The 25,656-nt window shown below is 67.0% G+C and carries 23 protein-coding genes and 1 pseudogene; 11 read left to right on the top strand and 13 right to left on the bottom strand.

Annotated elements, in window-relative coordinates; translation table 11 throughout:
• Positions 1-75: 75 nt before the first annotated feature.
• The 3 genes from SROT_RS14255 (at position 76) to SROT_RS14245 (ending at position 3,657) form a co-directional block, all read left to right on the top strand.
• Positions 76-1,242, top strand: a complete 1,167-nt coding sequence (locus SROT_RS14255) for a DUF3152 domain-containing protein (protein ID WP_013139721.1) — start codon at positions 76-78, stop codon at positions 1,240-1,242.
• A 41-nt stretch (positions 1,243-1,283) separates the two neighbouring features.
• The gene (moeB, locus tag SROT_RS14250; protein ID WP_013139720.1) at positions 1,284-2,579 is read left to right on the top strand and encodes a molybdopterin-synthase adenylyltransferase MoeB; all 1,296 of its coding nucleotides are present in this window, start codon (positions 1,284-1,286) and stop codon (positions 2,577-2,579) included.
• A gap of 205 nt (positions 2,580-2,784) precedes the next feature.
• On the top strand, positions 2,785-3,657 hold the full coding sequence (locus tag SROT_RS14245; protein ID WP_013139719.1) for a TIGR02569 family protein: 873 nt from the start codon (positions 2,785-2,787) through the stop codon (positions 3,655-3,657).
• A 7-nt stretch (positions 3,658-3,664) separates the two neighbouring features.
• Here SROT_RS14245 and SROT_RS14240 read toward each other — a convergent pair whose 3' ends face one another.
• Together SROT_RS14240 and SROT_RS14235 are read right to left on the bottom strand one after the other, a co-directional pair.
• Positions 3,665-4,504 carry an LLM class F420-dependent oxidoreductase gene (locus tag SROT_RS14240; protein WP_013139718.1) on the bottom strand — a complete coding sequence of 280 codons (840 nt, stop codon included), beginning with the start codon at positions 4,502-4,504 and terminating at the stop codon, positions 3,665-3,667.
• Positions 4,505-4,555: 51 nt separating this feature from the next.
• Positions 4,556-5,263 (bottom strand): FadR/GntR family transcriptional regulator, encoded by a 708-nt coding sequence (locus SROT_RS14235; RefSeq protein WP_013139717.1) that lies wholly within the window; start codon positions 5,261-5,263, stop codon positions 4,556-4,558.
• Positions 5,264-5,354: 91 nt separating this feature from the next.
• On the opposite strand from SROT_RS14235, the gene SROT_RS14230 reads away from it, so the two are divergent.
• Together SROT_RS14230 and SROT_RS14225 are read left to right on the top strand one after the other, a co-directional pair.
• Positions 5,355-6,659 (top strand): MFS transporter, encoded by a 1,305-nt coding sequence (locus SROT_RS14230; protein ID WP_013139716.1) that lies wholly within the window; start codon positions 5,355-5,357, stop codon positions 6,657-6,659.
• A 145-nt stretch (positions 6,660-6,804) separates the two neighbouring features.
• Positions 6,805-8,208 (top strand): nitrate/nitrite transporter, encoded by a 1,404-nt coding sequence (locus SROT_RS14225; protein WP_013139715.1) that lies wholly within the window; start codon positions 6,805-6,807, stop codon positions 8,206-8,208.
• A gap of 29 nt (positions 8,209-8,237) precedes the next feature.
• Here SROT_RS14225 and SROT_RS14220 read toward each other — a convergent pair whose 3' ends face one another.
• Together SROT_RS14220 and trmB are read right to left on the bottom strand one after the other, a co-directional pair.
• Positions 8,238-11,189 carry an MMPL family transporter gene (locus SROT_RS14220; protein WP_013139714.1) on the bottom strand — a complete coding sequence of 984 codons (2,952 nt, stop codon included), beginning with the start codon at positions 11,187-11,189 and terminating at the stop codon, positions 8,238-8,240.
• The gene (gene trmB, locus SROT_RS14215; RefSeq protein WP_013139713.1) at positions 11,182-11,925 is read right to left on the bottom strand and encodes a tRNA (guanosine(46)-N7)-methyltransferase TrmB; all 744 of its coding nucleotides are present in this window, start codon (positions 11,923-11,925) and stop codon (positions 11,182-11,184) included. Before trmB ends, SROT_RS14220 begins: the two co-directional genes overlap by 8 nt.
• Positions 11,926-12,082: 157 nt before the next feature.
• Between trmB and SROT_RS14210 the strand changes: the two genes are divergently transcribed.
• The 4 genes from SROT_RS14210 to SROT_RS14195 all read left to right on the top strand — a co-directional run bounded on the left by SROT_RS14210 (position 12,083) and on the right by SROT_RS14195 (position 17,118).
• Positions 12,083-13,240 carry a hypothetical protein gene (locus SROT_RS14210; protein WP_013139712.1) on the top strand — a complete coding sequence of 386 codons (1,158 nt, stop codon included), beginning with the start codon at positions 12,083-12,085 and terminating at the stop codon, positions 13,238-13,240.
• Positions 13,237-14,778 (top strand): hypothetical protein, encoded by a 1,542-nt coding sequence (locus SROT_RS14205; RefSeq protein WP_013139711.1) that lies wholly within the window; start codon positions 13,237-13,239, stop codon positions 14,776-14,778. Before SROT_RS14210 ends, SROT_RS14205 begins: the two co-directional genes overlap by 4 nt.
• A 70-nt stretch (positions 14,779-14,848) precedes the next feature.
• Positions 14,849-15,220 carry a DUF6802 family protein gene (locus SROT_RS14200; protein ID WP_013139710.1) on the top strand — a complete coding sequence of 124 codons (372 nt, stop codon included), beginning with the start codon at positions 14,849-14,851 and terminating at the stop codon, positions 15,218-15,220.
• Positions 15,221-15,309: 89 nt separating this feature from the next.
• Positions 15,310-17,118, top strand: a complete 1,809-nt coding sequence (locus SROT_RS14195) for a phosphoenolpyruvate carboxykinase (GTP) (protein WP_041408104.1) — start codon at positions 15,310-15,312, stop codon at positions 17,116-17,118.
• A gap of 249 nt (positions 17,119-17,367) precedes the next feature.
• On the opposite strand, the gene SROT_RS14190 is transcribed toward SROT_RS14195, so the two are convergent.
• The 4 genes from SROT_RS14190 to SROT_RS14175 all read right to left on the bottom strand — a co-directional run bounded on the left by SROT_RS14190 (position 17,368) and on the right by SROT_RS14175 (position 19,371).
• Positions 17,368-17,757, bottom strand: coding sequence for a hypothetical protein (locus SROT_RS14190; RefSeq protein ID WP_013139708.1), 390 nt, complete (start codon positions 17,755-17,757; stop codon positions 17,368-17,370).
• A 232-nt stretch (positions 17,758-17,989) separates the two neighbouring features.
• Entirely contained in the window at positions 17,990-18,361 is a 372-nt protein-coding gene (locus SROT_RS14185) for a hypothetical protein (protein WP_041407373.1), read from the bottom strand.
• A 148-nt stretch (positions 18,362-18,509) separates the two neighbouring features.
• Positions 18,510-18,872 carry a hypothetical protein gene (locus SROT_RS14180; protein WP_013139706.1) on the bottom strand — a complete coding sequence of 121 codons (363 nt, stop codon included), beginning with the start codon at positions 18,870-18,872 and terminating at the stop codon, positions 18,510-18,512.
• 97 nt (positions 18,873-18,969) lie between these two features.
• Complete coding sequence (locus SROT_RS14175) at positions 18,970-19,371, bottom strand: hypothetical protein (RefSeq protein ID WP_013139705.1); 402 nt, start codon at positions 19,369-19,371, stop codon at positions 18,970-18,972.
• 251 nt (positions 19,372-19,622) lie between these two features.
• Here SROT_RS14175 and SROT_RS14170 point away from each other — a divergent pair, with 251 nt between their 5' ends.
• The gene (locus SROT_RS14170; RefSeq protein WP_013139704.1) at positions 19,623-20,351 is read left to right on the top strand and encodes an enoyl-CoA hydratase; all 729 of its coding nucleotides are present in this window, start codon (positions 19,623-19,625) and stop codon (positions 20,349-20,351) included.
• Positions 20,351-21,499 carry an MBL fold metallo-hydrolase gene (locus SROT_RS14165; RefSeq protein WP_013139703.1) on the top strand — a complete coding sequence of 383 codons (1,149 nt, stop codon included), beginning with the start codon at positions 20,351-20,353 and terminating at the stop codon, positions 21,497-21,499. Before SROT_RS14170 ends, SROT_RS14165 begins: the two co-directional genes overlap by 1 nt.
• A 64-nt stretch (positions 21,500-21,563) precedes the next feature.
• On the opposite strand, the gene SROT_RS17315 is transcribed toward SROT_RS14165, so the two are convergent.
• From SROT_RS17315 to SROT_RS17470, 5 genes and pseudogenes are all read right to left on the bottom strand, one after another.
• Entirely contained in the window at positions 21,564-21,881 is a 318-nt protein-coding gene (locus SROT_RS17315; RefSeq protein WP_281042099.1) for an oxidoreductase, read from the bottom strand.
• Positions 21,882-21,991: 110 nt separating this feature from the next.
• Positions 21,992-22,411, bottom strand: a pseudogene (locus SROT_RS17310) (oxidoreductase); the annotation flags it as partial.
• Positions 22,412-22,460: 49 nt separating this feature from the next.
• Positions 22,461-23,705, bottom strand: coding sequence for a glycoside hydrolase family 3 N-terminal domain-containing protein (locus SROT_RS14155; RefSeq protein WP_013139702.1), 1,245 nt, complete (start codon positions 23,703-23,705; stop codon positions 22,461-22,463).
• A 51-nt stretch (positions 23,706-23,756) separates the two neighbouring features.
• Positions 23,757-24,659 carry an SAM-dependent methyltransferase gene (locus SROT_RS14150; RefSeq protein WP_013139701.1) on the bottom strand — a complete coding sequence of 301 codons (903 nt, stop codon included), beginning with the start codon at positions 24,657-24,659 and terminating at the stop codon, positions 23,757-23,759.
• Between the two features lie 26 nt (positions 24,660-24,685).
• Positions 24,686-25,588: an SAM-dependent methyltransferase gene (locus tag SROT_RS17470; protein ID WP_041408102.1), complete on the bottom strand. Its 903-nt coding sequence runs from the start codon at positions 25,586-25,588 to the stop codon at positions 24,686-24,688.
• Positions 25,589-25,656 lie beyond the last annotated feature (68 nt).

Here is a 25,656-nt window from a genome sequence, read left to right as displayed (position 1 = left end):
TGACGCGGCTCGCGCGAACCGCGTCAACCTGGACCACGCGGTCACTATAGTACTGGTGAGGGAACAAAGTATGAGATGCTGGAGCGCATGACCTGGACCGGTTCCCCGGAGTACCGGCCCTCCCCTGTGGGGGGCTGGGGGAGCGAGCCTGTCCCTTACGATCATCAGCAGTTCCCGCCGCAGCAGAAGCCTCTGGTCAAGGCCCCGCTGAGGGCGCGCATTGATCCGGTGGGCTTGGAGACGCGAGGGGACCGGGGCTCCCGCAGGAACCGCCAACAGCGACGCAAGCAGGGGTGGTTCGGCCGCGTGATGCGGCTGTACGGCTGGCGGGTGTACATGGTTCCGGTGCTCGTTGTGATTACGTCCTTGCTCGCGGTGGACGGGTGGCGCCACCATGGCGCGCAGAAGGCAGAGGCTGCTTCGTCCACTCGTCAGCGCGACTCCCACGCCTTGGGAGAGCGGGGCAAAGGCATCGGCATCCCGATTGGGAACACGCTCTCGGATCGGACGAAGAAGAGCGGAGCTTTGCCGGAAGGCATTTCGTTCACGCAGGCTGGCCAAGGAACCTGGTCCGTTCTGAACGGGCCGAGCGACCGCTACGGGCCCGCTGGCTCGAAGAAGTTCTTCCGCTACACAGTCGAAGTGGAGGACGGCATCGACCTTTCCCCGCTCATGGGCACGGACGCGTTCTCGTCGGGCGTGGACAGCACCCTGCGCGATCCGCACAGTTGGATCGGGGGGACCGACCAGATCCCCGGCAGCGAGGGCGACACGTACTCGTTCCAGCGGGTCTCGTCGGCTGATGACATCCGCTCCGCGGAGTCGGCCGCCGATGAGGACGACAAGCAGCACAGCGGCGAGGGCGCCGTTGGTTTTTTCCGGATTTCCCTCACGTCCCCGGAGACCACCCGCCAGGAGTGCGGCTACGACATTCAGCTGGAAACTTCCTGCTACAAGCCGCAGGACCGCCGTGTGGTGCTCAATTACGCGCGCTGGGTCCGGGGCGCGGTGGCTTTCAGCGGCGACCGGATCGAGTACCGCAAGTACATGGTGAACCATGAGGTCGGCCACGCCATCGGCCACCCGAACCACCAGCCTTGCTACATCGACGGCGCGCTCGCCCCGATCATGATGCAGCAGTCCTTCGGGGTGGCGAACAACGACATCGCTGACCTGGACCCCGCGGGGGTTGTGCCCCCGGACGGGAAGGTTTGCAAGCCCAACGCTTGGCCGTACCCGTAGCGACAGGGAGCGCAGGGCCGCTGGACGATTATTCTGGTGGGATGCCGTTGCCGCCATTGGTGCCGCCCGCCGCCGAGCTGACCGCCGCCGAGCAGGAGCGTTTTTCGCGGCAGACGATCCTTCCCGAGCTTGGCGAGGACGGCCAGTTGCGGTTGAAGAATGCGAAAGTGCTGGTCGTTGGTGCTGGAGGACTCGGATCGCCGGTGTTGCTGTACCTGGCAGCCGCCGGTGTCGGCACGCTGGGGGTGGTGGATTTCGACGAGGTGGAGCTTTCCAATCTCGGGCGCCAGATTCTGCACGGGAGCGCGGACGTTGGGCGGGCGAAGACCCAGAGCGCCGAGGACCGGATTGCGGCGTTGGCGCCGCAGACGCGGGTCTGCCCGATTCGGGAACGGCTGACTTCGGCGAACGCGGCTTCGTTGTTCCGCCAATACGATCTTGTGGTGGACGGTTCGGACAATTTCGCCACTCGTTACCTGGTGAACGACTCGGCCGCGCAGACGGGCAAGCCGTATGTGTGGGGCTCTCTGCACCGCTTCTCAGGCCAAGTGTCGGTGTTCTGGGAGGCGGCTCCAGGCGGCCGGGGGATCGATTACCGAGACCTTTACCCTGAGCCGCCCGCCGAAGGCTCGGTGCCGAACTGCGCCGAAGGCGGCGTGCTGGGCGTGGTGTGCGGCGTGGTGGGTTCGCTCATGGCCGCCGAGGCTGTCAAGCTCATCACGGGGATCGGCGAGCCGCTGCTCGGCACCCTTGTTCTGTATGACGCGCTCACCGGTCGCACTCGGACGGTCGCTGTGCGGCGCGACCCTGACCGGGGCCCCGGGGAAAAGTTCAGGGCTGATGGAGAGGGTTTGGGGGAGCGGCCTGAAGTTTTCCCTGGGCAAGGCCCCGACCGGGGCCCCGGGGAAAAGTTCAGGGCTGATGGAGAGGGTTTGGGGGAGCGGCCTGAAGTTTTCCCTGGGCAAGGCCCCGACCGGGGCCCCGGGGAAACGTTCAGCGCTGCTGCGCGGTCCTCGCGGCTCGCCGAGCCCCGGTCGGTGCGGCCTCGCGAGTTGGCCGAGCTGCTTTCCAGCGAAAGCCCCCCCGCCCTGGTCGACGTCCGCGAGGACGCGGAATGGGCGGGCGGGCACATCGCGGGGGCCAAACACATCCCGCTCGCGCGGATCGCGTCGGCGGCCCAATCCGGCGAGATCCCCGATGACCGCATGGTTGTTGTGTACTGCGGGCTCGGGCCGAGGTCCGCGCACGCGGCGAAGCTGCTCGTGGACGCCGGTTTCAAGGATGTGTTCGATCTGAAAGGCGGCCTCATCGCGTGGCGGGCCGCCCAATCGGGCTGAGCGCCACAATGACAGTTTGCTAACGTCCCCGTGTCCTGCGCCAGCGGCGAGGTGTGCGGGAGTACGGTCGAAGAAGCGCGCGTACTGCCCTGTTGAGGAGGGCGGCATGTCGGGACAGCGCTGTCGTCGAAGAAGCGCGCGATCAGAAAAGCATGTGTTTCGGAAGGTGGCAAGTGATGAACAGTCGCATGAGCTGGGTGGCCCCATGAGCACCGCCGTCGAGCTCGACACAGTCCCGCCGCCCGCCCATGTGGTTTCGGCCTTCGGCCTTGAGTCCGGCGCCCCGGCGCAGCTGGGCGCGGGAGCTTTCCGCTATGGCGGCGTGGTGCTCTCCACGGCGGGCGATCCCGCGCGCGCGGGATGGTCGGCCAGGGTCCGTGAGACGCTCGCGCCAGCGGGGTTCCGCGTGGCGCGCCCGGTGCGCTCCAGCGACGGGCGCTACATCATCTCCGGCTGGCGCGCGGACACCTACGTCGAGGGCAGCGCGCAGCCCCGGTTCGACGAACTCGTGGCCGGGTCGATCCGTTTGCAGCAAGCGATGTCCGGGCTGGCCCGCCCCCGGTTCCTCATCGGCCCGTTGCCCGCGCTGCTCGCCGAGCCGGACGTGTATTTGGTCGCGGACCGCGCGGCCTGGGAGCCGGACCCTTCCCGTTATCTTTCCGGTGTCGCGAACTGGCCGGGGGAGACCGTCCTGGCCGAGCACCAAGAGCAGGTTTTGGGCATGTTCCGGGCGCTGACCCCGTTGCGCGAGCCGTTGCATCTGCCGTGCCAAGTGGTGCATGGCGATTTCCTTGAGACAGTCGTTTTCCATGGTTCCGCCGACCCCGGCTTGACGGACCTCGTGCCGTACTGGCGCCCCGCCAACTGGGGAACCGCGCTTGTGGTGGTCGACGCGCTGGTGTGGGGCGACGCGGACCCCGCTTTGCCGGGCCGGTGGGCGCATCTGGCCGATTTCCCGCAGCTGATGCTCCGCGCGCTGTTGTTCCGTTTGGCGGTGCACCTGCTGCACCCGAAGGCCACCGAGCCCACTGCGGGGCGGCTGGGGCGGGCTGTGGACGTGGTGCGCGGCTTCCTGTGAACTGCCTTCAGCCGTTCATCCTGTCCCGCCAGGCGACGATCTCACGGAGCCAGCTGTAATCGTCGTCCGGGTCGAAGGCGTAGCGGTCGAAGGCGTTGTGCGCGCGCACATTGAAGAAGGTGGCCCCGGCCTCGACATATGCTTCTGCGGTTTGCGCGCCGGGCCACTCCTGTGAGATTTCGATCTCCCGCACGTCGCGTCCCACAGCCTCGGCGTGCTCCGCCAGGATCGCCCTTTTGCGCGTGAGCGTGGGGATGTCTCCGAACGAGTGCCAGATGTCGGCGTGCTGCGCGACGAGGCGAAGCGTCTTCTTCTCGCCGCCGCCGCCGATCAGGATCGGTATTTTTCGTGTCGGCCGGGGGTTGAGCTGGGCGAAGCGCGCAGTGATCCGCGCGAGGCCCGCTTCGAGATCCGCGAGCCGGGACCCGGCGGTGCCGAACTCGTACCCGTAGGTGTCGTAGTCCTTCTTGTACCAGCCTGAGCCGAGCCCGAGGATGTGCCTGCCGCCGCTGATGTGGTCGATGGTCCGGGCGATGTCGGCGAGCAAGTCGGGGTTCCGGTACCCGATTCCGGTCACAAGGAGGCCGATTTCAGCGCGGCTGGTCTGCTCCGCCCAGGCGGCGAGCGTGGTCATCGGCTCGAAATTCGGCACGTCTTCCTGCGTCGCGGCGAGGATCGGCCCCGATTTGGGGTCGTAGCCGGTGTACTGCGGGACATGGAAGTGGTCGTAACCGAAGATGGCGTCCGCACCGGTGTCCTCGACTCGTTTCACTCGCTCCCGTTGGACTCGGTAATCGGGATTGTAGCTGGCGGGGATCTGAACGCTGATGCGCACGGGTCGTGACAAAGGGTGCTCCTCGGGTGCTCGATGGAGGGGATGGCTCACTCTAGCGCCGTTTTAGCGCGCGGCGGACAGCTGCGCCTGTTCGTGCTCCAACAGGGTGGTGAGGATATCGCTCATGATCTGGAACGAAGTCTCGTCGTCCCCCTCGGCGATGGCGCCGACGAGGGCTTGGTAGCGAGAGTGGAAAGACTGCACGACGGCGAGGAATTCGGGGGTGGCCTTTTTGAGCCACTGGATGGTCTGCGCGATGAGGGTCGGCAGCAGTGAATCGTAGACTTGGATGTACACCTTGTTGTGCCCCGCTGCGACGATTCCTCGGCGCAGCGCGACGATCGCCTGTGTCTCGGCTTCGTGGTCGCCGGATGCAATGGCCGCGCGATGCTCGTCCAAAAGGGCGCAGAGTTGGGCGACGTCCTCCGGCGTGCGCCTGCGCGCGGCGAGGCGAGCGGCGGTCGTCTCCAGGGCGAGGCGGAGTTCGATGATGTCGAAGAGCTCGGCGCGCGAGAAGCAGCGGTCTAAAGCGGAGCCGAAGTCGGAGCTGCTGATGACGAAGGTGCCGGAGCCTTGGCGGCGCTCCAACATCCCCGCGTGGACCAATGCCTGCACGGCTTCGCGGACAGTGTTGCGGGAGGCTCCCGTCAATTCGGTCAGCTCGGTCTCGTTGGGGATCTTGTCGCCGACCTTCCAGCGGCCGCTATGAATTTCGTCACTGAGCGATGTGATGATCTGGTCGATCAATCCAGATCGCGCCACTGTGCGCACGGGTTTCTCCTCGTCTGTTTCGGCGGCCGGGATGGTGATCCGGATCAAACCCGGTCGAGTTCTTCAGCGAATCATCCTATGATTGTCACTCATGGTGACGCACGATGTCCGGCGACAGCAGGAGTATGAGACGGACATCATAGTAGAGCACGTCCCCGGTCCTGTCCGCCCGCGCCGCGGCCAGGCGATCGCCTTCCTCGCCGTCGTCTCCTCCGCGCTCACCCTGCGCATGGCGGTCACCTCGTTGACGCCCCTCTTGGGCGAGCTGCAGCGCCAACTTGGCTTCTCCAACACGATGACGGGTGTTTTCGGCCTGGCCCCGGTGGCGATGTTCGGGCTCGCGGGCTTCATCACGCCGCTCTTCGCGCACAGGTTTGATCTGGAGCGCGTCGCCTTGGGCGGCGCGGTGCTCACGTTCCTCGGCCTGGTCGGCCGAGGTTTCGCCGCTGGCGCGTGGGACGAGTTGTGCTGGTACGCCCTCGCCCTCGCGGGCATGGGCGTCGGCAACATCGTCACGCCGCCGCTGGTGAAACGATATTTCCCGAAACGCATCGCCGCGGTGAGCACCTGGTACTCCTTTGCCGTGCAGTTCGGCGCCGTGGCGCCGCCGGTCATCGCGGTCCAGTTGCAGCAGAGCTACGGCTGGCGGCTTTCCCTCGGCCTCTGGGCCCTCGCCGGATTCCTCGCGGTCCCGCTGTTGGCGGTGCTTGCCGCTCGCAGAAACGACGTGGTCGAGCCGGCCGCGCGCGGCGAAACCGCGCGCGTGCCGTTCGCGGCTCTCGCCCGGTCCAAGCTCGCATGGGGCATGGCGGTCCTCTTCGGCGTGACAAGCCTGGACTGCTATGCCGTGCTGACGTGGCTGCCGAAACGCCTCGCCGCGGTCGGGCTGCCCGCCGAGCAGGGCGGGCTCATGATCGCCCTGTATTCCGTGGTCGGCGTGGCCGGGCCTCTGATCGTCGTTCCGTTGCTCCCGCGGGTGCGCGCCCCCTTCGTTTTCGTTGTCGCCGGCGGGCTCTGCCACCTCGTCGGCTTCGCCGGGCTTTTCTGGGCTCCGGGCGCCGCCCCGGCGCTCTGGACGGTCTTCCTCGGGCTCGGCCCGATCACGTTCGCGATGAACCTCGCGCTCATCGGCATGCTGACCCGCACCAGCGAGCACGCGGCAGCGCTCTCGGGTTTCGCGCAGGGCGTGGGCTACATGCTCGCGATCAGCGGCCCGTTCCTGTTCGGCGTCCTCTACGAACAGACCGGGGCATGGGGCGCGTCATTCGCCTTCCTCGCGGCCGCGACCGTGATCGGCATGTGCGGCGGCTGGTTCGTCTGCCAGGGCGGCTACATCGAGGACGAGATCGGCCTTGCGCCCAAGAGCCAGGCGCGCCCCGGCGCATCCGAGGCGTGAGCCGCTTGTGAGATTCCTTTGACAGTTCGGTGATCCGGCGAAACTGACAGCGCAACATCCTGTTCGTAGCGTGAAGGCGTTCCGGCGGTCGCGCACGACAGACATCGTGGGCGCAGCCACATCAACGACGCAGAGGAACCGCCCGATGACCGCAACGCTCGAACCTCTCGCGGAGCCGTCCGCGAAACACGCAGACATCCTCCGCGACTGGGACCCGGAAGACGAAGTCCTCTGGGAGGCGGCGGGCAAGAAGATCGCCGCGCGCAACCTCCTGTGGTCGGTCATTTGCGAGCACGTCGGTTTCTCGATCTGGTCGATCTGGGCGGTCATGGTTCTTTTCATGGGCCCCGAATACCATGTCAACCCCGCGCAGAAATTCCTCCTCACCGCAATGCCCACCTTGGTCGGGGCCGTGTTGCGAGTGCCCTACACCCTGGCCCCGGCTCGGTTCGGCGGCCGGAATTGGACGGTGGTCTCCGCGCTGCTCCTCGTCATTCCGACCCTCCTCGCCCTGTGGGCGATGCTCGCCAAGCCGAGCTTCGGCGAGCTTTTGCTCGTCGCCGCCTTCGCTGGGATCGGCGGCGGCAACTTCGCCTCGTCCATGGCCAATATCAACGCCTTCTACCCCAAACGGCGCAAAGGCTGGGCGTTGGGTCTGAACGCGGGCGGCGGGAACATCGGCGTGCCGGTCATCCAACTCATCGGCCTCTTGGTCATCTCGACCCTCGGCGTCGGCCACGCGCCGGTGATGTGCGCGGTGTACTTGGTCCTCATCGCCCTGGCCGCAACCGGAGCCGCGCTGTGGATGGACAATTTGCCGCGCAAACAGGAAGGCTTCGCCGACCTCTTCGCCTCGATGCGCCACCTCGACGCCTGGCTGATTTCGCTGCTGTACATCGGGACGTTCGGGTCGTTCATCGGCTACAGCTTCGCCTTCGGCCAGGTGCTCAGCCTGAAGTTCGCCGGCCAAGGGCAAAGCGCCGCGCAGGCCGCGCTGCACGCGGCGGAGCTGACCTTCCTCGGTCCTCTGCTCGGGTCGCTCTCCCGCCCGTTGGGGGGCCTCTTCGCGGATCGGATCGGCGGCGGAAAAATCACCGTCGGCGTGTTCGTGGCGATGCTGGCCGCGTCCGGTCTGGTGATCGCGCAGAGCGTTGCGGGAGCGTCGGGCGTTTCGGGGGCGCCAGGAACTTTAGGAGCGCAGGGCAGCTGGGCGCTCTTCTTCGCCGGGTTCATTCTTCTGTTCGTCTTGTCCGGGGTGGGCAACGGCTCGGTCTACAAGCTCATCCCAGTGGTGTTCGCGCGCAAGTCGACGGAACTCGCCGGGAAGACCCCCGCCGAGCAGCTCGACTGGGCGCGGTCGATGTCGAGTTCCCTCATGGGCATCGCCGGGGCCATCGGCGCTCTCGGCGGTGTGGGCATCAACCTGGTTTTGCGCGCCTCGTACGGTTCGGCCGCGCACTCCGCGACGATGGCCTTCGCCGTGTTCGGCGCGGTTTACTTCTTGTCCGCCGTGCTCACGTACTTCCGCTATGTCCGCGCCGGGCATTGACCTCGGCTCCGTGCGGCGGGCGCAGCGGGCTACTCGCCGCCCCGCGCCTTGCGGAGCAGGTCCCACGGGCTCAGCGTGCCCGGTGTGCCTGGACGGTGGCGGCCCGCGGACATGAAGCGCGGGTCTTCGCCACTGCCCGCTTGAGGCTTCTCCGGCTCGGTGGGCTGTGCCGGTGTCTGCGGTCGCGCGGGCGCTGACGGTTGCGCGGGAGCCGGTGGCTCGCCCGCCCCGGCGGCCCGCAGGGACTCCTCAGCCGCTTGCTGGTAGGCGCGGGCTTTCTGGTTGGCCTCCCGTTGGGCGGTGTAGTCGCCCGGAGCCGCGTCCCACGCGGCCGGGGCAGCCTCGTTCGGGGCGGGAGCCCACGGGGTGGGCAACGGCTCTTGCGGCTGCTCGCCCCAGGCCGGCGACGGTGGCGGCGCTGCTCGCCGGGATTTGGGCGGAGCTGGCGGCACATCGTGCGTGGACCAGTACTCCTGCTGGTCGACGGGGCCTTCGTCGTCAATGACGTAGATCGGCTGGGTGGGGGCCGAGTCTGCGAACCCGGCGAGCTGGCCGGGGACGGGGTGTTGCTGCGGCGCGCCAGGCTCGGCCCACCCTTGTGGGCGCTGGGTGCGCACGATGTCCGGCGCAGGCGCGGCCCCGCCCGCCCCGGCGGGGATGAGGTGGCGTTCGTCCGGCATCGCGATCTCGCCGAGGCCGAGACGCTCCTGGAAGCGTTTCATCCAACGCGGAGCCCACCAGTTCTCGTCGCCGAGCAGTTTCATCGTCGCGGGGACGAGGATCATGCGGATGGCGGTGACATCGATGAGCAGCGCCGCGATGAGGCCGAAGGCGAGGTACTTCATCATGACGAGTTCGGAGAACCCGAAGGCGGAGGCCACCACGAGCAGCACCAAGGCCGCCGCGGTGATGACCCGCCCGCCGCTCGCGGCTCCTTCGCAGGTGGCGGCTTCGGTGGACAGACCTCTGCCCCTGGCCTCGACAGTCCTCGCGAGCAAGAAGACCTCGTAGTCCGAGGACAGGCCGTAGACGAGCGCCACCAAGAGGGCGAGCACCACGGCCATCAGGGGATATGGCGTGAAGTTCAACAGGCCCGCGCCGTGGCCTTCCTGGAAGATCCAGGTGAGCACGCCGAGCGTGCTGCCGAGCGAGAGCACGGACAGGATCACCGCCTTGACCGGCAGCACCACGGACCCGAAAGCCAAGAACATCATGACGGTGGTGATGACGATGAGCAAGAATCCCATCAGCGGGAAGCCCGCGAACACGGCGTCGATGCTGTCCTGCTCAAGAGCAGGGGTGCCGAAGATCCAGATCGTCGTGCCAGGGGGGGCCTTCAGCGCCCGCAGCTGCTTGACGGCTTCGGCCGCGGTGTCCCTGTTGATGAGGGAGTTCGTCGCGACGGCGACGCCGTCGGTCAGGCGGCTCGGGTCGGGGTTCGCGGCGTCGGGGAAAGAGAACTGCCCGGTGAACCCTTTGATCTCGTTGGCTTTGCTCGCGACCTGGTTCAACTGCTGCGGGTCGCCGCCGAGCACCATGATTTTCAGCTGCTCGGTGCGTTCTTTCGGGAAAGTTTCCTCGAAATGTTGCAGGCCCAAGCGGGTCGGGTTGTCCGGCGGCAGGTACTTCTCGCTGATCCCGGCGAACTTGATGTTGAGCGCGGGGAGGATGAGCAGGAGGAGCAGCGCCAGCACCGGGACCATCAGTTTGACCGGGTGCCGCATCACCCACGCGGACAGTTTGCCCCAGAACCCGTCCATGACCTGCTCCCGGCTGCGAGTGCGCTTGAAGTAGCGCATCAGCGGCAGGTCGGCGATGACATTCAGGCGCAAGAAGCGCAGGATCGTGTCGAGGCTGAGCGCGTCCACCCGGTGGCCAAGGAAGGACAGCATCGCGGGGAGGACCGTCAGCGAGATGAAGGCCGCGAACGCGATGGAGACGCCGCAGGCGTAGGCCACCGAACGCAGGAAGCCCTGTGGGAAGAGCAGCACTCCCGCGATGGAAACAACCACCAGGAGGGCCGAGTAGACGACCGTGCGGCCCGCGGACTGCACGGTTCTGCGCACCGCGATGTCGATGGGGTAGCCCTCGGCGAGCTCTTCTCGGAACCGGCTCACCATGAAGAGCCCGTAGTCCACCGCGATGCCGAGGCCGACGAGGCTCACCACAGGCTGGGCGAACGAGCTGACTTCGGTGAACTCGGTGAGCAGTTTGATGAGCCCGTTGCCGCCGAGGATGGCGAGCCCGCCCACGATCGCCGGCAGGATCGCCGCGACGACGCCGCCGAAGACGAAGAACATAATCAGCGCCGTGAGCGGGACGGCGATGAGCTCCATGCGGTGGACGTCTTTGCCCATGGTCTCGTTGATCGCGTCGGTGACCGCGAGCAAACCGGTCGTCTCGACCTTCGCGCCGGGGACGGAGAATGTGAACGCGTCACGAACGGAGCGGTAGTTGTTGACCCGTTCGGTGTCGTCCTTGCCTTGGATGCCGATGCTCACAAAGGTGTGTTTGCCGTCCGGGCTTTCCAACCTCTGTTTGAGCAGCGGGATGGCGGCGGGGGCGTGCCCGTCCGGCGTCGCCTTCGGCCAGGTCTGCGGCGCGGCGTGGTTCCACACCCCCCAGAGGCTGAAGATGTCGACCGTCTTGTCCGGGTGGTCTTGTTTGATCGCGGCGAGCTGGTTGAAAACCGCGTCGGCGATCGCCGGGCTCTCCACGGTGCTGCCGGGGTCCGTGGCGGTGATGAACAGGATGACGTCGGATTTGGTGTCTTGGCCGAATTTCTCGTCGGAAAGACGCGAGGCGCGGGCGGACTCGCTGTTGTCGTCGTACCAACCGCCTTGGCTCAGGTGGTCGCCGATGTCGATCCCGTAGACGCCCAACGCGACGAAGATGGCGACCATCACGGTGATGACCGGGACCCGTGCGCGGTAGACGAAGGCTCCGATGGCTCCGAACAAGTCTGTGTGCTCCTCAATCATTTCCGGGCTCTTGTGCGGAGCCCGTGGTTCGCCGGCTGACCGCGAACTCGGTCACCACTCGGCCAGCTCGCTGAGCCCGAGCCTCAAAAGCCGTGGTGGGACGGCTCGGCACGGAGCGTTCAGCGGGCAGGGCCACGAGGCGCGGCTCGTCGGCAAGGCTGCCGGCTATCGCCTCAGCATAGTTCGCGTCGTCGGTCGCGACGTGCAGGACACCGCCGACACAGAGGCGTTCGGCAATCTGCGCGACGGTCCAAAGGTTGACCAGCCGCCGTTTGTGGTGCCTGGTTTTGGGCCATGGGTCGGGGAAAAGGATCCTCGCCATGGCGAGCGAGCCGGGGGGGAGCCGGTCGAGCACCGCCGTGGCGTCGGCCCGCAGCAGCCGGACGTTGTCGAGGCCGCGCCCGTCCAGGAGTTGGAGCAGCTGGGCGAGTCCGGGCTTGTAGCGTTCGACGGCCAGCACATTGTGGTCGGGCAGCTGTTCGGCCAAGGCCGCGGTCGCCGCCCCGTTCCCGAAACCGATGTCGAGGACCAGCGGAGCCGCGCGGCCGAACCACTCGACGAGGTCGGGGAGCTCCGCGCCCGCCCGAGGCTCCTCCGCGCTGTCCGGGCCGCCCTCGACGATCCGCATGCCCCACCTGGGCCACAACCGGTCCCAGGCGTCTTGGAGAACGGGGGAGAGCGTGCCTCGGCGGCCGACGGTGACGGCAACGGGGCGGCGGGGGGTGCGCGCAGTCATAGGCTCTCCAGTGTGCCTGATCCAGCGGGCAGCGTCGATCCTGCCGCCGCTGCGCAGAAAGCCTTTGCCCGTGCTGTGATCTTTGCTAGAGTTCCGTTCAGGCGTAAACAGCGAAGCTGGGGTGGGCGCGGCATATGCAATGGAGCAAGGAGCGGCGATGACGAACGGACTCCGCGTCAGGGGAGGCCATCCGGGCGCTGCCGGGGGACAAGGGTCGTGGGGCGCCTATCGGTGGTCTTCGTACGGGGAGGCCATCGCTCTGGTCTCCTCGTTGCACGCCTCGGCCGAGCAGGCGGGGCCCCGGGCGGTCGCCGCCGTGGACGAGCTCGGCCGTGTGATCTCCGACCCGATCCGGGTCGCGGTGAAGGGCAGGGAAGGGGTCGGGCGGTCCAGGGTCGTCCAGGCGCTGGCCCCGCCCTTGGAGGGCGAGCTGGATTTCGTCGAGTCGGACCTCGGGCACGGCCAAAGCCCCGGCGAAATCGTCTTGCATGTGCTCACCGCCGCCGCTCGGAGCGTGGACAAAGACGCCAGCAAGGCTGTGGACACGACCATGGCGTGCGGGCTGCTCAACAAGTGCGACGCCATTTCCACTCCGGGCGACCCCGGGCTGTGGGACCAGGCCAGCGAAGCCGCCGAACGGTCCTCGGCGGAGCTGGGGTACCCGGTTTTCCCCGCAGTCGCCCTCCTCGCGAACGCGGTTGTGGACGAGCAGACGTATCAGTGGCTTGAAACCATCGCGGACGGCGACGAGACGACGCCGCCGTCCGCTGAGCTGTTCCTTGAGGCCGGCCGCAACTCCCCCGTTGGCGTCGCGGAGCGCGAGCGACTGCTGCGCGAGATCGGGATCTACGGGCTGTACTGCGCGTTCGGGGCGCTGCGCATCGAGGCGTACCGCGATCCGCAAGTCTTGACCGACACGCTGCGCGAACTGAGCGGGTTCAGCGCGTTCCTGCCCTGTCTGCAGGGCCTCGCCGTTCGCGCCCGCGCCCGGCGGATCAGCGAGTTCCTCGCCAAGATGGAACAGGCGGCCAGCCTTGGCGTGCTCAGGGACGAGATCGAGGCGATTCTGGCGGGCGGGCCGGTCGCGCGGCTGCGCATGGACGCGGCTTGGGGCAGCGGCGTGCTGGACGAGGCCGATTTGGCGCTGGGGCCTGACGCGCTCGACGACCCACAGGCGGCGTTGCAGGAGGCGATTCGGTTCCGCCAGCTGGGCGCGCAGTGCGCCGACCCGAGGGCGGCGGGCCTCGCCTGGGATTTGCATGTCGGTTTTCTGCGTTCTTGGGCGGAGCGCTCGAAGCCAGGCCGCCCAGCGTGAGCGCGGAACACGAGGGCTCTCAGGAGGACTGGCCCGCGCGCGCCCGCTCCCTGCTGCGCAGACTGCAGCCCGACCTCGTGTTGGAGAGCCCTGTGCCCGCGACGCAGCCGATCGTGGTCGTCGGCGCGCCGGGCAGCGGCAAAACGGAGCTCATCGCCGCGCTGGCGGAGGAAGCCCCCGATGTCGCAGTGCGCGAAGTCAACGAGGCGGACCTCGCCGCGTTCGCGTTGATCGGCGCGAAAGCCGCGCTGGTCGTCCTTGACGCCGCCGCCCCGGTGGACGCCACCGACTTGGCCGTGGTGCGCGCCGTTGCGGGCCGGGTCCACCACATCGTCTTCGCGATCACGAAAATCGACGCGTACGAGGACTGGCGGGGGACGCGGGCCAAGGCCGCGGACGCGCTCGAAGACCTCGGCCCGAGATTCGCCTCCGCGGTGCTGCACCCTGTTTCCGCCCGGCTGCACCACCTGGCGATGAACGCGCACGACCCTTTGCAAGTGCGGCAGTGGAGCGCCGCGTCAGGCGTGCGCGAACTCGCAGCGGACCTGAGCCGGATCGAAAAACTGGACCCGGAGCTGTTGACGCGCCAGAACTGGCTGCGCTACGTGGACGCGCAGCTCTCCGAGGCGGGGATGCGCTCGCAAGACCCCGCCGAAGAGGAGGCGCTGTCGCAAAAGCACCGCCAAGTTCTGCGCGAGCGCACCCACGAGCACCGCAACCTCGACGCGGGCCGCGCCGAGCGCCGCGACATGCTGCGAAACCAGCTGCAGTTGGCGCGGGTGGACCTCGCCGTCGAGCTGAACTCGCTCGCCCGTTCCACATCGGCCCAGGCGCGCGACTTTGTCTCCAAGGCGTCGGGGCGGCAGTTGAAGAACCTCGTCGAAGTCGTGAAACCGAAAATCCTCGAACTCGACCAACGGATGGTCGGACTGTCCCAGGAGCGGATCGCCGCGATCAGCTCAGCGGTGCTCGGCCGCGCGGATCTTCGTTCCATCGCGTTGCTCTCGCAGCCCGCGCTGCATCCGCCGGAGCATCTCGACCCGCCGAAGTTCGGCGCTTGGGGCATGGACGACTTCATCATGGTGATCCTGGGGGCTTCGGCAGGCTTCGGCCTCGGGCGGATCGCCGTGGTCCCGTTCCAGCACGCTCCCGGCATTTCGGCGTTGAGCATGCCGCTGGCCGCCGCGGTGGGTTTGGCGATCGCGATCGCGATCGTCTCGGTGCGCAGGCTCTCATCAGGGCGGCAAAAGGCTGTGGCCTGGGTCTCTGAGGCTGTTTCGTACCGCAGGGGCCAGTTGGAGCAGACGATCACCGCCGGGCTGCTCCACGCGGAGACTGAACTCACACAGGTGTTGGACGACCTCTTTTTGCGGCAGCGGATTCGAAGCGAGTCGCGCGTTGACGAGCTGGAGCAACAAGCCAAAGACATCGCCACGCAATTGACCCAGCTGCGCACGCGGCGCGAACGAGTGCGCTCGGAGATCTTCACAGTGCGCAAGGGGTTGGTGGCGCTCGCGAATGCCGCAGATCAGCACTAGTGGCCGGGATCGCGAAGGGGAGATCGAAGCTGCGGTTGCCCTGTTCGTCGAGAGAGGATAAAGTTTCAGGATGGCCGATGAATTCTTCTCAGCGTTCGCAGGCTTGTCCTCTGCCCCGGAAGGCATCGCGGACGGGCACGGCGGCGGAGGGCACATGTGGGCGGAGCAAGGCGCGGGCATGGTGGACCTCGGCCCCCCGACGGTCTCCGCCAACGGGGACGGGATAATGGACACATGCACCGTGGCGACAGACCACGACATCACGGTGTACACCGATGCCGATCACGATGGCGTCGCTGACTACGCGTACCGGGTGGACCACGAGGGACACTACGAGCGCTGGCATTTCGCAGCGGACGCGGAGTCTGCCGCGCAGGCCAATGGCGACCACCAGGGCGTGCATGGGCATTGGGAGATGATGGACAGCGGACAGCTGCTCTAAAGAACCCAGACAACTGCTCCAAAAAAATCCAGGAAGGGCGACTAGTGAGCCACAATCTTGTCGAGAACACGCCGACCGAGCAGTCTGGTTTGAGAGAAAAGGCCTTGGCTCAGGCGCCGACCCAGCATCGGGAACTGCTCTCCTGGGTCCGTGAGTTCGCCGAGCTCGCCCAGCCGGACGAGATCGTCTTCGTTGACGGTTCCGACGAGGAATGGGACCGCCTCGCCGCCAAGCTTGTCGCCGCTGGAACCTTCACCCAGCTCAACCCTGACATCAAAGCCAACTCCTTCCTCGCCCGCTCGGACGTGGCCGACGTCGCGCGCGTGGAGTCGCGGACCTTCATCTGCTCGAAGAACGAGTCCGACGCCGGTCCCACGAACAACTGGATGGACCCGGACGAAATGCGGGCCATCATGACCGGCCTGTACAAGGGCAGCATGCGTGGGCGCACCCTGTACGTGCTCCCGTACTGCATGGGACCGCTCGACGCGCCCGAGCCCAAGCTCGGCGTCGAGCTCACCGATTCGGAGTACGTGGTGCTCTCCATGCGGATCATGAGCCGTATGGGCTCCTCGGTGTGGGAGCTGTTGGGCTCGGACGGCCCGTACGTGAAGGGCCTGCACTCCGTCGGCGCGCCGCTGGAGCCGGGCCAGAAGGACGTTCCATGGCCCTGCAACGAGACCAAGTACATCACCCACTTCCCGGAGAGCAGGGAGATTTGGAGCTACGGCTCCGGCTACGGCGGCAACGCCCTGCTCGGCAAGAAGTGCTACGCGCTGCGCATCGCCTCGGTCCTCGGCAGGGACGAAGGCTGGCTCGCCGAGCACATGCTCATCCTCAAACTGACCTCGCCTCAGGGCGAGTCGCATTACATCGCGGCCGCGTTCCCCAGCGCCTGCGGGAAGACCAACCTCGCGATGTTGCAGCCCACCATTCCCGGATGGAAGGCTGAGACAATCGGCGACGACATCGCGTGGCTGCGCTTCGGCGAGGACGGCAGGCTCTACGCGACGAACCCGGAGACCGGTTTCTTCGGTGTGGCCCCAGGCACGGGCGAGAACTCGAACCCCAACGCGATGTCGACTTTCGCCGGTGGCAATTCGGTTTTCACCAACGTGGCGCTCACCGACGACGGCGACGTGTGGTGGGAAGGGATGAGCAGCAAACCGGCGCACCTCATCGATTGGGAGGGCAAGGACTGGCGCCCCGATTCGGGGACGCGCGCCGCGCACCCGAACTCGCGCTACTGCTCCCCGATCGGCCAATGCCCGACGGTGGCCCCCGAATGGCAGGACCCGAAGGGCGTGCCGCTTTCGGCAATCCTCTTCGGCGGGCGGCGCAAGACCACGGTGCCGCTCGTCGCCCAGTCGTACGACTGGCGCCACGGGGTTTTCTACGCGAGCACCCTCTCCTCGGAGCAGACCGCCGCGGCGGAAGGCCAGGTCGGCATGATTCGGCGCGACCCGATGGCCATGCTGCCGTTCCTCGGGTACCACGTTGGCGACTACCTCCAGCATTGGATCGAACTCGGTGAGAAAACCGACGCCTCGAAGCTGCCGAAGATCTTTTATGTGAACTGGTTCCGCAGGGGGGATGACGGCCGATTCTTGTGGCCGGGTTTCGGCGAGAACACCCGTGTTCTGAAGTGGATCGTCGAGCGCGTGTCGGGCAAGGCGCAGGGCGTGCACACGCCGATCGGCATCGCGCCGAAGATCGAAGAAATCGAACTCGACGGGCTCGACGTGGCCCGCTCCGACGTCGAGCAGGCGATCGCGGTCCGCCCAGACGAGTGGAAGGCCGAGTTGGACGGTATCGAGCAGTGGTTCGCCTTCATCGGCGAGCGGCTTCCGCAAGGTCTGCGAGAGGAGTTAGAGGCTCTGCGGGGTAGGCTCGCCTAGGTTCTCTGGGTCCAGACGACCCTGCGCGCCCATGCGGCGCCCTGCCTGTTGCTCCTGTGTTTGTTCCGAGCTGCTCCTGGGCGGCCCCGCTGCTCGGGCCCAACGCCGGGTCGGTCCCTGTTGCTCGTGAGCGCTTGCGTCTCATCGACGGAGTTGCTCGTGCGCGCAGCGCCGCATCCGCGCAGTGCCATATCCGCGCAGTGCCCCCAGGAAAACAGTGCCTCCCCAGGAACTGGTCGCGGTGCGCCGCTACTCGTTGGGGCAGTCCGCAGCGATCTGATCCTGGTGGGGCGCGAATATTTTGCGCCAGTCCACATCGCCGAACTGGCCGCCGCTGCTGGATTCGAAGTTGGGGATCATCGACCCCGCGTCCACAGCTTCACGTGTGCGGATCAGCCAGTTCATCAGCCATTTTTGTCGACGGCTGCCGATCGGGCCAGATTTTATCTGTGCGATTTCCGCAGGAGCCACCCGCTCCATCGCGTGATAGATCTGGGTCGCGGAGCATTTGCTGTTCTTGAAGAAACTCAGGTCGAGCGCGTCGTCTGCGGCGGCATGCGGGCTCAACCCGATGACAACTGCGGCGAGCAGGCCAAGGCCGGTGTTCCGGCTCGTGCGGGCGAGAGAAGATCGAGTCATGTCACTCCTGAAGGAAGAATCCTTGAGTTTGCGTTTTCTATCCCCTGGGTTTTCCATCTACTCAGGATCACCAGAATATCAAGTGCAGATGCTTTTGTGGTTCTGCGTTGTGAAAACATCGGGTTACAAGGGCGTGCGCCGCAGTTCGCCGCCGGCGAGGAAGCCAGTGCGTGTTGGAGTCATCGAGAGGTGAAACTCGGCCGACAAAGGGCCGCCGCGAGGGCGCAGCGCCTCAGCGCTGCCTGCCGCCTGCGGGGTATTTGCCGCACGCTGCCGTGACCGAACCCATCCGATCGCCGATGTCGTTGATCCAATAAGGCCGGTACTCGTGCGAGTTCGGGGCTTTGGTTTTCACTTCTCGGTTCCCCGGAAGATTCTTCAAGTAGACGAGCAGCCAATTTCGCGCTTGGATCATCGACTTGCCGCCGCGCTCGTCCTCGGCGTTGAGTTTCGCCCACACATCCGGGGCGACCTGTTGGACGGCGTTCAAAACCTGGTCCGCCGTGCAGGAAGTCGATGCGAGCGGACCGGGATCGGGATACCAAGAGGGAACCGGATGCGGCGGGTCGCCGTGGTCCGCCCAGGCGGGCGCAGGCCCGAGCAAAACGAGAACGCCCGCAGCCCCCAGAAGGAGGCTGCGGGCACCGGGCGCCCATCGGGGTTGACGGCCGGACGGCCGAAGCTCGGCGCGTCGGCGGCGTCTGTGTGGGCTGAAAACCCCGATGGGCCCCGCGATGCTCACGCTTGTCTGCTCAGAACTGGTCGCAAGTGCTCAAGACCTGCTGGGTGACGGGGGCGTACTGCGGGCTGGTCAGCGTGGCCAGCATGGTCGGCTTTCCATCCTCCGAAGGCTTGTGCAGCGCGGCTTTGCGGCCCGCGGCTGGCTGGGAGAGGAATTTCGAGAGCTGCTGATCGGTTTCCGCCTTGCGCTGCGGGTCAGAGGTGAGGAACCCGTACGCGATCGGCGAAGCCTGCTGAAGAGCCGCCTCGATCTGCTCGGCGGAACAGCTGGTGTTCACGATGTCCGCCTCGACGTCGGCGTTCGCGGCGGCGGGGAAAGCCAGACCAGCGGCGGCGGCGATGAGAACAGGGGCGAAGGAACGAATGCGAGGCATGGATTCTCCTTAGAGATGTCGAAGGTTGGTATTCAGAGTAGCAAAAAAGCTACCGGCTGGCGGGGCTTTTCGCCCCGTCCGTCTCAGTGATGGGCGATCAGTACTGTTCACAGGTGCTGAAGACGCGGTCCATGGTGTCTTGGACCTCTTTCTCGTGCTCCTTGGTCCACTTTTCCTTACCCGCGCGGTCTTTGGCGTGCGAGGTGAACTCGTCAATGGCGGCTTGGCGCTCCTCGGGCGATTTGTCCAGGAATTCCTGCATCCGCTCGTGGGCCTTCTGCAATTTCTCGGGGTCCGCGCTGATGTGCTCCCAGAACTCCGGCGCTTCTTTCTGGGTCGCGGCGTCGATCTGTTCGACGGAACAGGTGGTGTTCACCAGCGGCGAGCTGTCCTGCTCTTGCGGGTCCGCCGACGCGGAGCCGCAGAAGAGGAACGACGCGCCTGCCGCGAGCGCGACAGCGCTCGCGGCGAACGTCGTGGTGCGAGGGGTGACGGTCATGCGGATCATCTCCTAAACGGATGAGCATTCTCGGTGGGTCAGCCTCAGGCGTGGATACCGCCTGGCTTCCCTGCTGACTCTAACGAGCTTACTTGTGAGCAAGCCTGGGGTTTGCTGGGAGATAGCCGGGAATTATGGTTCCGGGGGAGGGGAATGCGCGCCGCACACAGAAGGTTCTGCCGCGCTGACGGTATCAGCGCCAGTCGAGTACGCTCAGGGTCGAAAAGCATCGGACTGAGGAGTTTTTGCTGATGATCGGAGTGACCCGCGACGGACATGCGGCTGTGATCGAGTTGCAGCGCCCGCAGAAGCGCAATGCGATCGACGTGCCCACCATCAAAGCTCTGACCCAGGCGTTCGAAGAGGCCGCCGCGGACGAAGACGTGCGGGTCGTCGTGGTCACCGGGCAAGGCAGCACGTTCTGCTCCGGCGCGGACCTCTCCAACTCCGACCCGGTCGAAGGGCCCAAAGTCCAGATGAAGCTGCTGCGCGCGATCACGCAGACCCCAGTCCCCGTGCTGGCCGCGGTCAACGGCCCGGTCATCGGCGCCGGGGTGCAGATCGCCCTGGCTTGCGACCTGCGTGTCCTCGACCCGGAAGCGTTCGTCCAGATCCCGACGGCCCGGATGGGCGTCGCGTACGACCCCGAGTCGATCCGCAGACTCGTCGCCGTTGCGGGCGGCACGACGGCGCGCACCTTGTTGTACTCCGCGGAAAAAATCACCGCAGAACAGGCGCTTGCCTGCGGGTTCGCCAATAAGATCGGGGACCGGGACGCGGCGCTCGCATGGGCCAAGCACATCGGGGGGCTTGCCCCGCTTTCGCTCAAGCTCACCAAGCGGATCCTGCGCGAAGACTTCGAGCGCCCGGTGGCGCAGGAGCTGTCGGACGCCGCGGGAGCGCTGCTGTTCACCGAAGACGTGAAAGAGGGGTTCATGGCGAAGCTCGAAAAACGGCCCCCGGTTTTCCAAGGCAAGTGATGGCTTCCGCTCCGTCGGTCGGCCAAGGGGCGCCGCGCCTGGGCCGAGCGGCGGCGGGCCTTGTCCCGGTCGTCGCGGCGGCTTTGGCCGCTGCGACGGCGGCGCACGCCCGTGCCGTGTTGTTCGCGATGGGGCGCCGTCCTGCGCCGGGCCAGGCGTTCCAGAACCTTCCAGAGCCGCCGTTGGCCCCGGTCCCCGATGCGCCAGCACGCGCGTCAGGCGCGCGCTCCCCGGCGCAGACGGCCCGGCTCCTCGCCCGGCAACTGCTGTCGGGGCGGCCGGGCCTCGCTGTCCCGGCGATCCGACCGGTGTTCCCAGCGGAGCCGGGCGAACTCGCGGTGACATGGTTCGGGCATGCCAGCGTGCTCGTGGAGATCGACGGCAGACGGGTGCTCACGGACCCGGTGTGGAGCAAGCGTTGCTCGCCGAGCCAACTCGTCGGCCCCGCGCGTTCGCATCCGCCGCCGCTGCCGGTGGAGCAGCTGCCGGAGTTGGACGTCGTGCTGCTGTCCCACGACCATTACGACCATCTCGACGTGGGCACGGTCCGCGCGCTCGCCGAGCGCACCGGCGCATTGTTCGTGGTCCCGGTCGGCGTGGGCGCGCATCTGCGCCACTGGGGCGTCCCGGCCGGCCGGATCCTCGAACGGCATTGGTGGCAAGAGGCGGCAGTCGGCGGCCTCGCCTTCACCTGCGCGCCAGCACGGCACTTCTCCGGGCGGGGGTTGCGGCGCAACACCAGTCTGTGGGCTTCTTGGAGTATCGCCGGGCCCCGGCACAAGGTGTACTTCGGCGGAGATTCCGGCTTCACCCGGTCATTCGAGGAGATCGGCGAGCGTCTTGGCCGCCACGATCTCACTCTGCTCCCGATCGGGGCCTACAGCGACCTGTGGCGTGAGATCCACATGAACCCTCACGAGGCGGTGCGGGCGCACTTCTGCCTCGCGAAGCCGACCGCGCCGATGCTGCCGATCCATTGGGCCACGTTCCGGCTCGCCCCGCACCCCTGGGCCGAACCTGTCGAATGGCTGCTCCGAGAGCGCGAGCGCCACACCGGGCTCCAGGTGCTGCACCCGGCCCCCGGCCAGCGCGTCGACGCGCAACGCCCACACCCGGAAATGTCCCGCTGGTGGGAGCCGGCGCCATAGGGCCCGCCCGGAACTCCTCGACATGCGGCGCGCGCCGTCGCCTTCGCGCCGGAAACCGTCCGGCTCACGCCGTGTTCACGACATCGTCCCATTTCCCCCTCGTGTACTGCGGCGGATAGGGGGCGTCCCGCCATGCGACGCCGAGTTCGGCGAGACGACCGGATTGCTCGACGTCCCACCCGCCTTCGATCCAGTCTGTGCCAGAGACGCGCACAAACAGCGGCTTGCTCTCGGGCCACACCGCGCGCACCGCTTCTGCGGTTTCGATGAGGAATTTCGTCCGTCCGGCGAAGTCGCCGCCATGCTCGTCTGCGCGCTGGTTCGACAGCGGCGAGAGAAACTCGTGCAACAGGGAGCCGTGCGCCGCATGCAGTTCGGCCACGTCAAATCCTGCCTCGTCGGCGCGGCGGGCGGCTTCCACGACGCCTGCTTTGTTCGCGCGATGTCGTCCCCGGTCATCTCGCGGGGCGGGAGGTGGTCTGCGAACGGGATCGGGGACGGCGCGATGGTCTCCCAACCGCCCTGGTCGGGTGCGATGCTCTCTTTCGGGTCGGCGGGGAACTCGCCGTATTGCGATCCTTTGCGACCGGCGTGCGCCAGCTGCACACCGGCTTTCGCGCCTTGGTTGTGCAGAAACGCCACGATCTTCGCCCACGCGTCGCGTTGTTCGTCGTTCCATCTCCCCGCGTCCTGCGGGGAGATGCGACCTTGCGGCGACACTGCCGCGGCCTCCGTCATGACCAGCCCGAAGCCGCCTGCCGCTCGGGCCCCGAGATGCGCGAGATGCCATGTGCGCGGCACGCCGTCCTCGTTGAAGACCGAGTACTGGCACATCGGCGAGAGCCATATGCGGTTGCGGAACGTCACGCCGCGAAGCGTGTAGGGCTGGAGCAGTTTTGGCGCAGTCGGCATACATCTCACAATGCCGATCCCGCCCCGGAATTCCCCGCCGCTCAATCCATCATTCGACGGGCCGCGCGTCCTCTGCTGGCGCTTCGTCCGCCGCTGGCGCGTCCTCGTCCTCGGTCGGCTCGTCCGTCAGCTCAGGGTCGTGCCCAGGCTCCTCAGGAGCAGCCGGCCGGGCTTGCCCCACGCCGCAGGTTCCCGCCCGCACGCCCTTGGCGGCAAGGACTCTGCCGACCGAAGCTTCGACCCTGGCGATGGGGAACGCCCCCGAGGCCACCTCGTGCTCAAGGGTGTCCAGGACAGCGGACACCTGCGAGGTGGACAGCCACAACGCCACATCCGCCCCCGCCTCCAACGCGGCCGCCACCGCGTGCGGCACATCGTACCGGGACGAGACGGCTTTCATACCGGAAAGATCGTCGGTGAACACAAGGCCGTCAAACCCAGCCGCCCCGTAGCCGGAACCCTCCCGGAGCAAACGGTACGTGGCCGGGGACAGGCTTGTCGGCAGACCCGGCTCCGTGAGCCCCGGCACCGTCAGATGCCCGACCATCACTGCCGTCCCAGACCCGAGCCGCCCGACGATCTCACGGAACGGCACCAGGTCGAAGTCTTGCAGATCCGCCAGGTCGGGAGTGGTGACTGAGCCTTGGTGCGAGTCGCCGGAAGCCCGGCCGTGGCCGGGGAAGTGTTTGACCACCGGCAGGACCCCGCCGTCGCGCAGGCCCTGCGCGTACGCCTCGGCGTATTCGGCGGCGGTGTGCGGGTCGCCGCTGAACGAGCGGTCCCCGATGACGGTGTCCGCGTCCCCGGCGAACACGTCCGCGTCGGGCGCGAAGTCGGCTGTGACCCCAAGAGCCCGCAGCTGACGGCCACGGTCGGCGGCGAAGGCGCGCACCTGCTCGGGTGTTTTCGTCTGGGCGAGCGTCCGAGCCGAGGGTGCCTGGCCGATCAGGTCCGGGATGCGGGACACCCGCCCGCCTTCCTCGTCGATGGACACGAGCAGCGGCGCCCCAGCGGATGCGGAGATCTCGCCGATCTGGCCGGAGGAAAGCAGCGCGTGACTGGTCATGCTGCCGATGAACACCCCGCCGACCTGTTCTCGGGCCACCACATCGCGCATGTCCTGCGCCCCGGTCACGCCAGGCATGAGCAGCTGCGCGAGCTTTTGCCGGGTCGTCATCCCGCCGAGCGCGCAGGAGCCGGCAGGGTCGGCGTGGGCAGGCAGCGGCACGAGCGCGGCGGCGGCGAGCGCAGCCGAAGCCGCCAACGCGTGGAACTTGTGGGCCAAAGCGGGCATGAGCAAAACCCTACTCGCCCGTCCCGTGCGAGAAGACAGGCGCAAGGGAAGTCACTTGCGGCTGGTGAGGTAGGTCGCGTTGTTGAACTGGCGCTGCTCGGGCCTCGGCAGGCCCGACGCGTTCAACAGGTCGTCCGTCGTGACCGTCTCCGTCGCCCAATTGTGCTCGGCGAACCATTCGGCCGCGTCGCTGCGGCCCGGTTCACGGTAGAAAAGATTGTCCATGTCAAGGTCCAAGCCGAGCTCTTTGAACCGCTGCGCCGCGTGCGTGTACTGGCTGGTGTCGAGCTCGTGGATGTTTTTGATGTACTCCACCGCAGCCCAGCTGCCCTGGGGCGAGAGCGCGTCGATCCGCTCGTACAGCAGCCTTTCTGACTCGCCCGGCAAATACGGGGTGAGGCCCTCGACGCTCCACGCGCTTGGCTTCGACGGATCGAAGCCATGATCCACCAGTGTCTTCGGCCAGTCGTGGCGCAAATCCACCGGAATCGCGACCCGCGTCGTGGCAGGCGTCGCGCCGAGCCTGCTGAGCGTGGTCGTTTTGAACTCGATCACCTGTGGTTGGTCGAGCTCGTAGACGGTCGTGCCGTCCGGCCAAGACAGGCGGTAGGCGCGCGAGTCCAGGCCGGAGGCGAGGATCACCGCTTGCAGCGCCCCGGCCGCCCCAGCCGCCATGAAGAACTCGTCGAAGAACTTCGTGCGCACCGCCATGGAGTTCGCCATGACCGAGGGGGAGCCGAACTGTTTCTCGTCTTCCTCGCCCACCGTGATCTCGCCAGCTGCGAATTTGCTCCAAAAGTCCACGCCAACGGCCTGGACCAGCGGTTCTGCGAACTGGTCGGTGATAATGGGGTTTTCCGCTTTCGTGGCGATCGCCCGCGCGGCCGCCACCATGACCGCGGTCGCGCCGACGGATTCGGCGATGGACCACGAGTCGTTGTCAGTTCTCGCCATGAGGCCTCCGGTTCTGTTTGTCGCGATCAGCGATTCGCTATCACGAAGTAGCTTTGCGGACGAGCGTCCGCGACACGGGGATCGGGGGTGCGGCCGAGCGCGGCGAGCACTTCCTGGCTCGGGGTGTTCTGCACGGCGAAGCCATGTTCTGCCAGCCAACCGGGCACGTCGAGGCGGTCTTCGCCTTGGAAGACGAGGTCTTCGATGTCGAGATCGAGATCGGGGGCGACAGTCGAGAAGACCCGCCGCTGTAATTGTTGGCGCTCTGCCGTCACGGCGCGCGCGGGCCAGTTCTCCACCGCGATGCGGCTGCCTGGCGCGGCGAGCGAGTCGATTCGCTCGAACAGCAGGCGCTCCGCCTCCGCGGGCAAATACGGCAGGAGCCCCTCGGCGAGCCACGCGACGGGTTCGGCCGGGTCCAGACCAGCTTCGGCCAGTGACTTCGGCCAGTCCTCGCGCAGGTCCACCGGCACGGCGACGCGTCGGGCGGTCGGAACGACGTCCGCCAAGGTCTCTGCTTTGAACGCGAGCACCTGGGGCTGGTCGATCTCGTAGACGGTCGTGCCGTCCGGCCAGGGCAGGCGGTAGGCGCGCGAGTCCAGGCCGGAGGCGAGGATCACCGCTTGCCGCACCCCCGCCTCGGCCGCTTCCTGGAAGAAGCGGTCGAACACTGTGGTCCGAGCCGCCTGGTAGGAGACCAAGGCTTCGACGTAAGCGCTGATGAGCGGATCATCGCCCAGCTCGACCTCGCCGTCGAGCGACCTGACGAAAAAAGGCACCCCGGAGGCCCGCACCAATGTGGCGGCGTGCGGGTCGTTGATAAGCCCGTCTGGTTTCGCGGTCTCATGGGCGCGGGCTGCGGCGACCATGACAGCAGTGACGCCGACGGACTCGGCGATGGACCAGGTGTCGTTGTCGTTTCTTGGCATGATGCTCCTTCGTCGCTCTTGCTGCAGGGTCGCGGTGACCAATGTGGTCGTGCTGAACGTGGTCGCCA

Origin of the sequence: Segniliparus rotundus DSM 44985, assembly GCF_000092825.1 — a bacterium.
Lineage (GTDB): Bacteria > Actinomycetota > Actinomycetes > Mycobacteriales > Mycobacteriaceae > Segniliparus > Segniliparus rotundus.
This window is presented reverse-complemented; position numbering and strand designations above follow the sequence as displayed.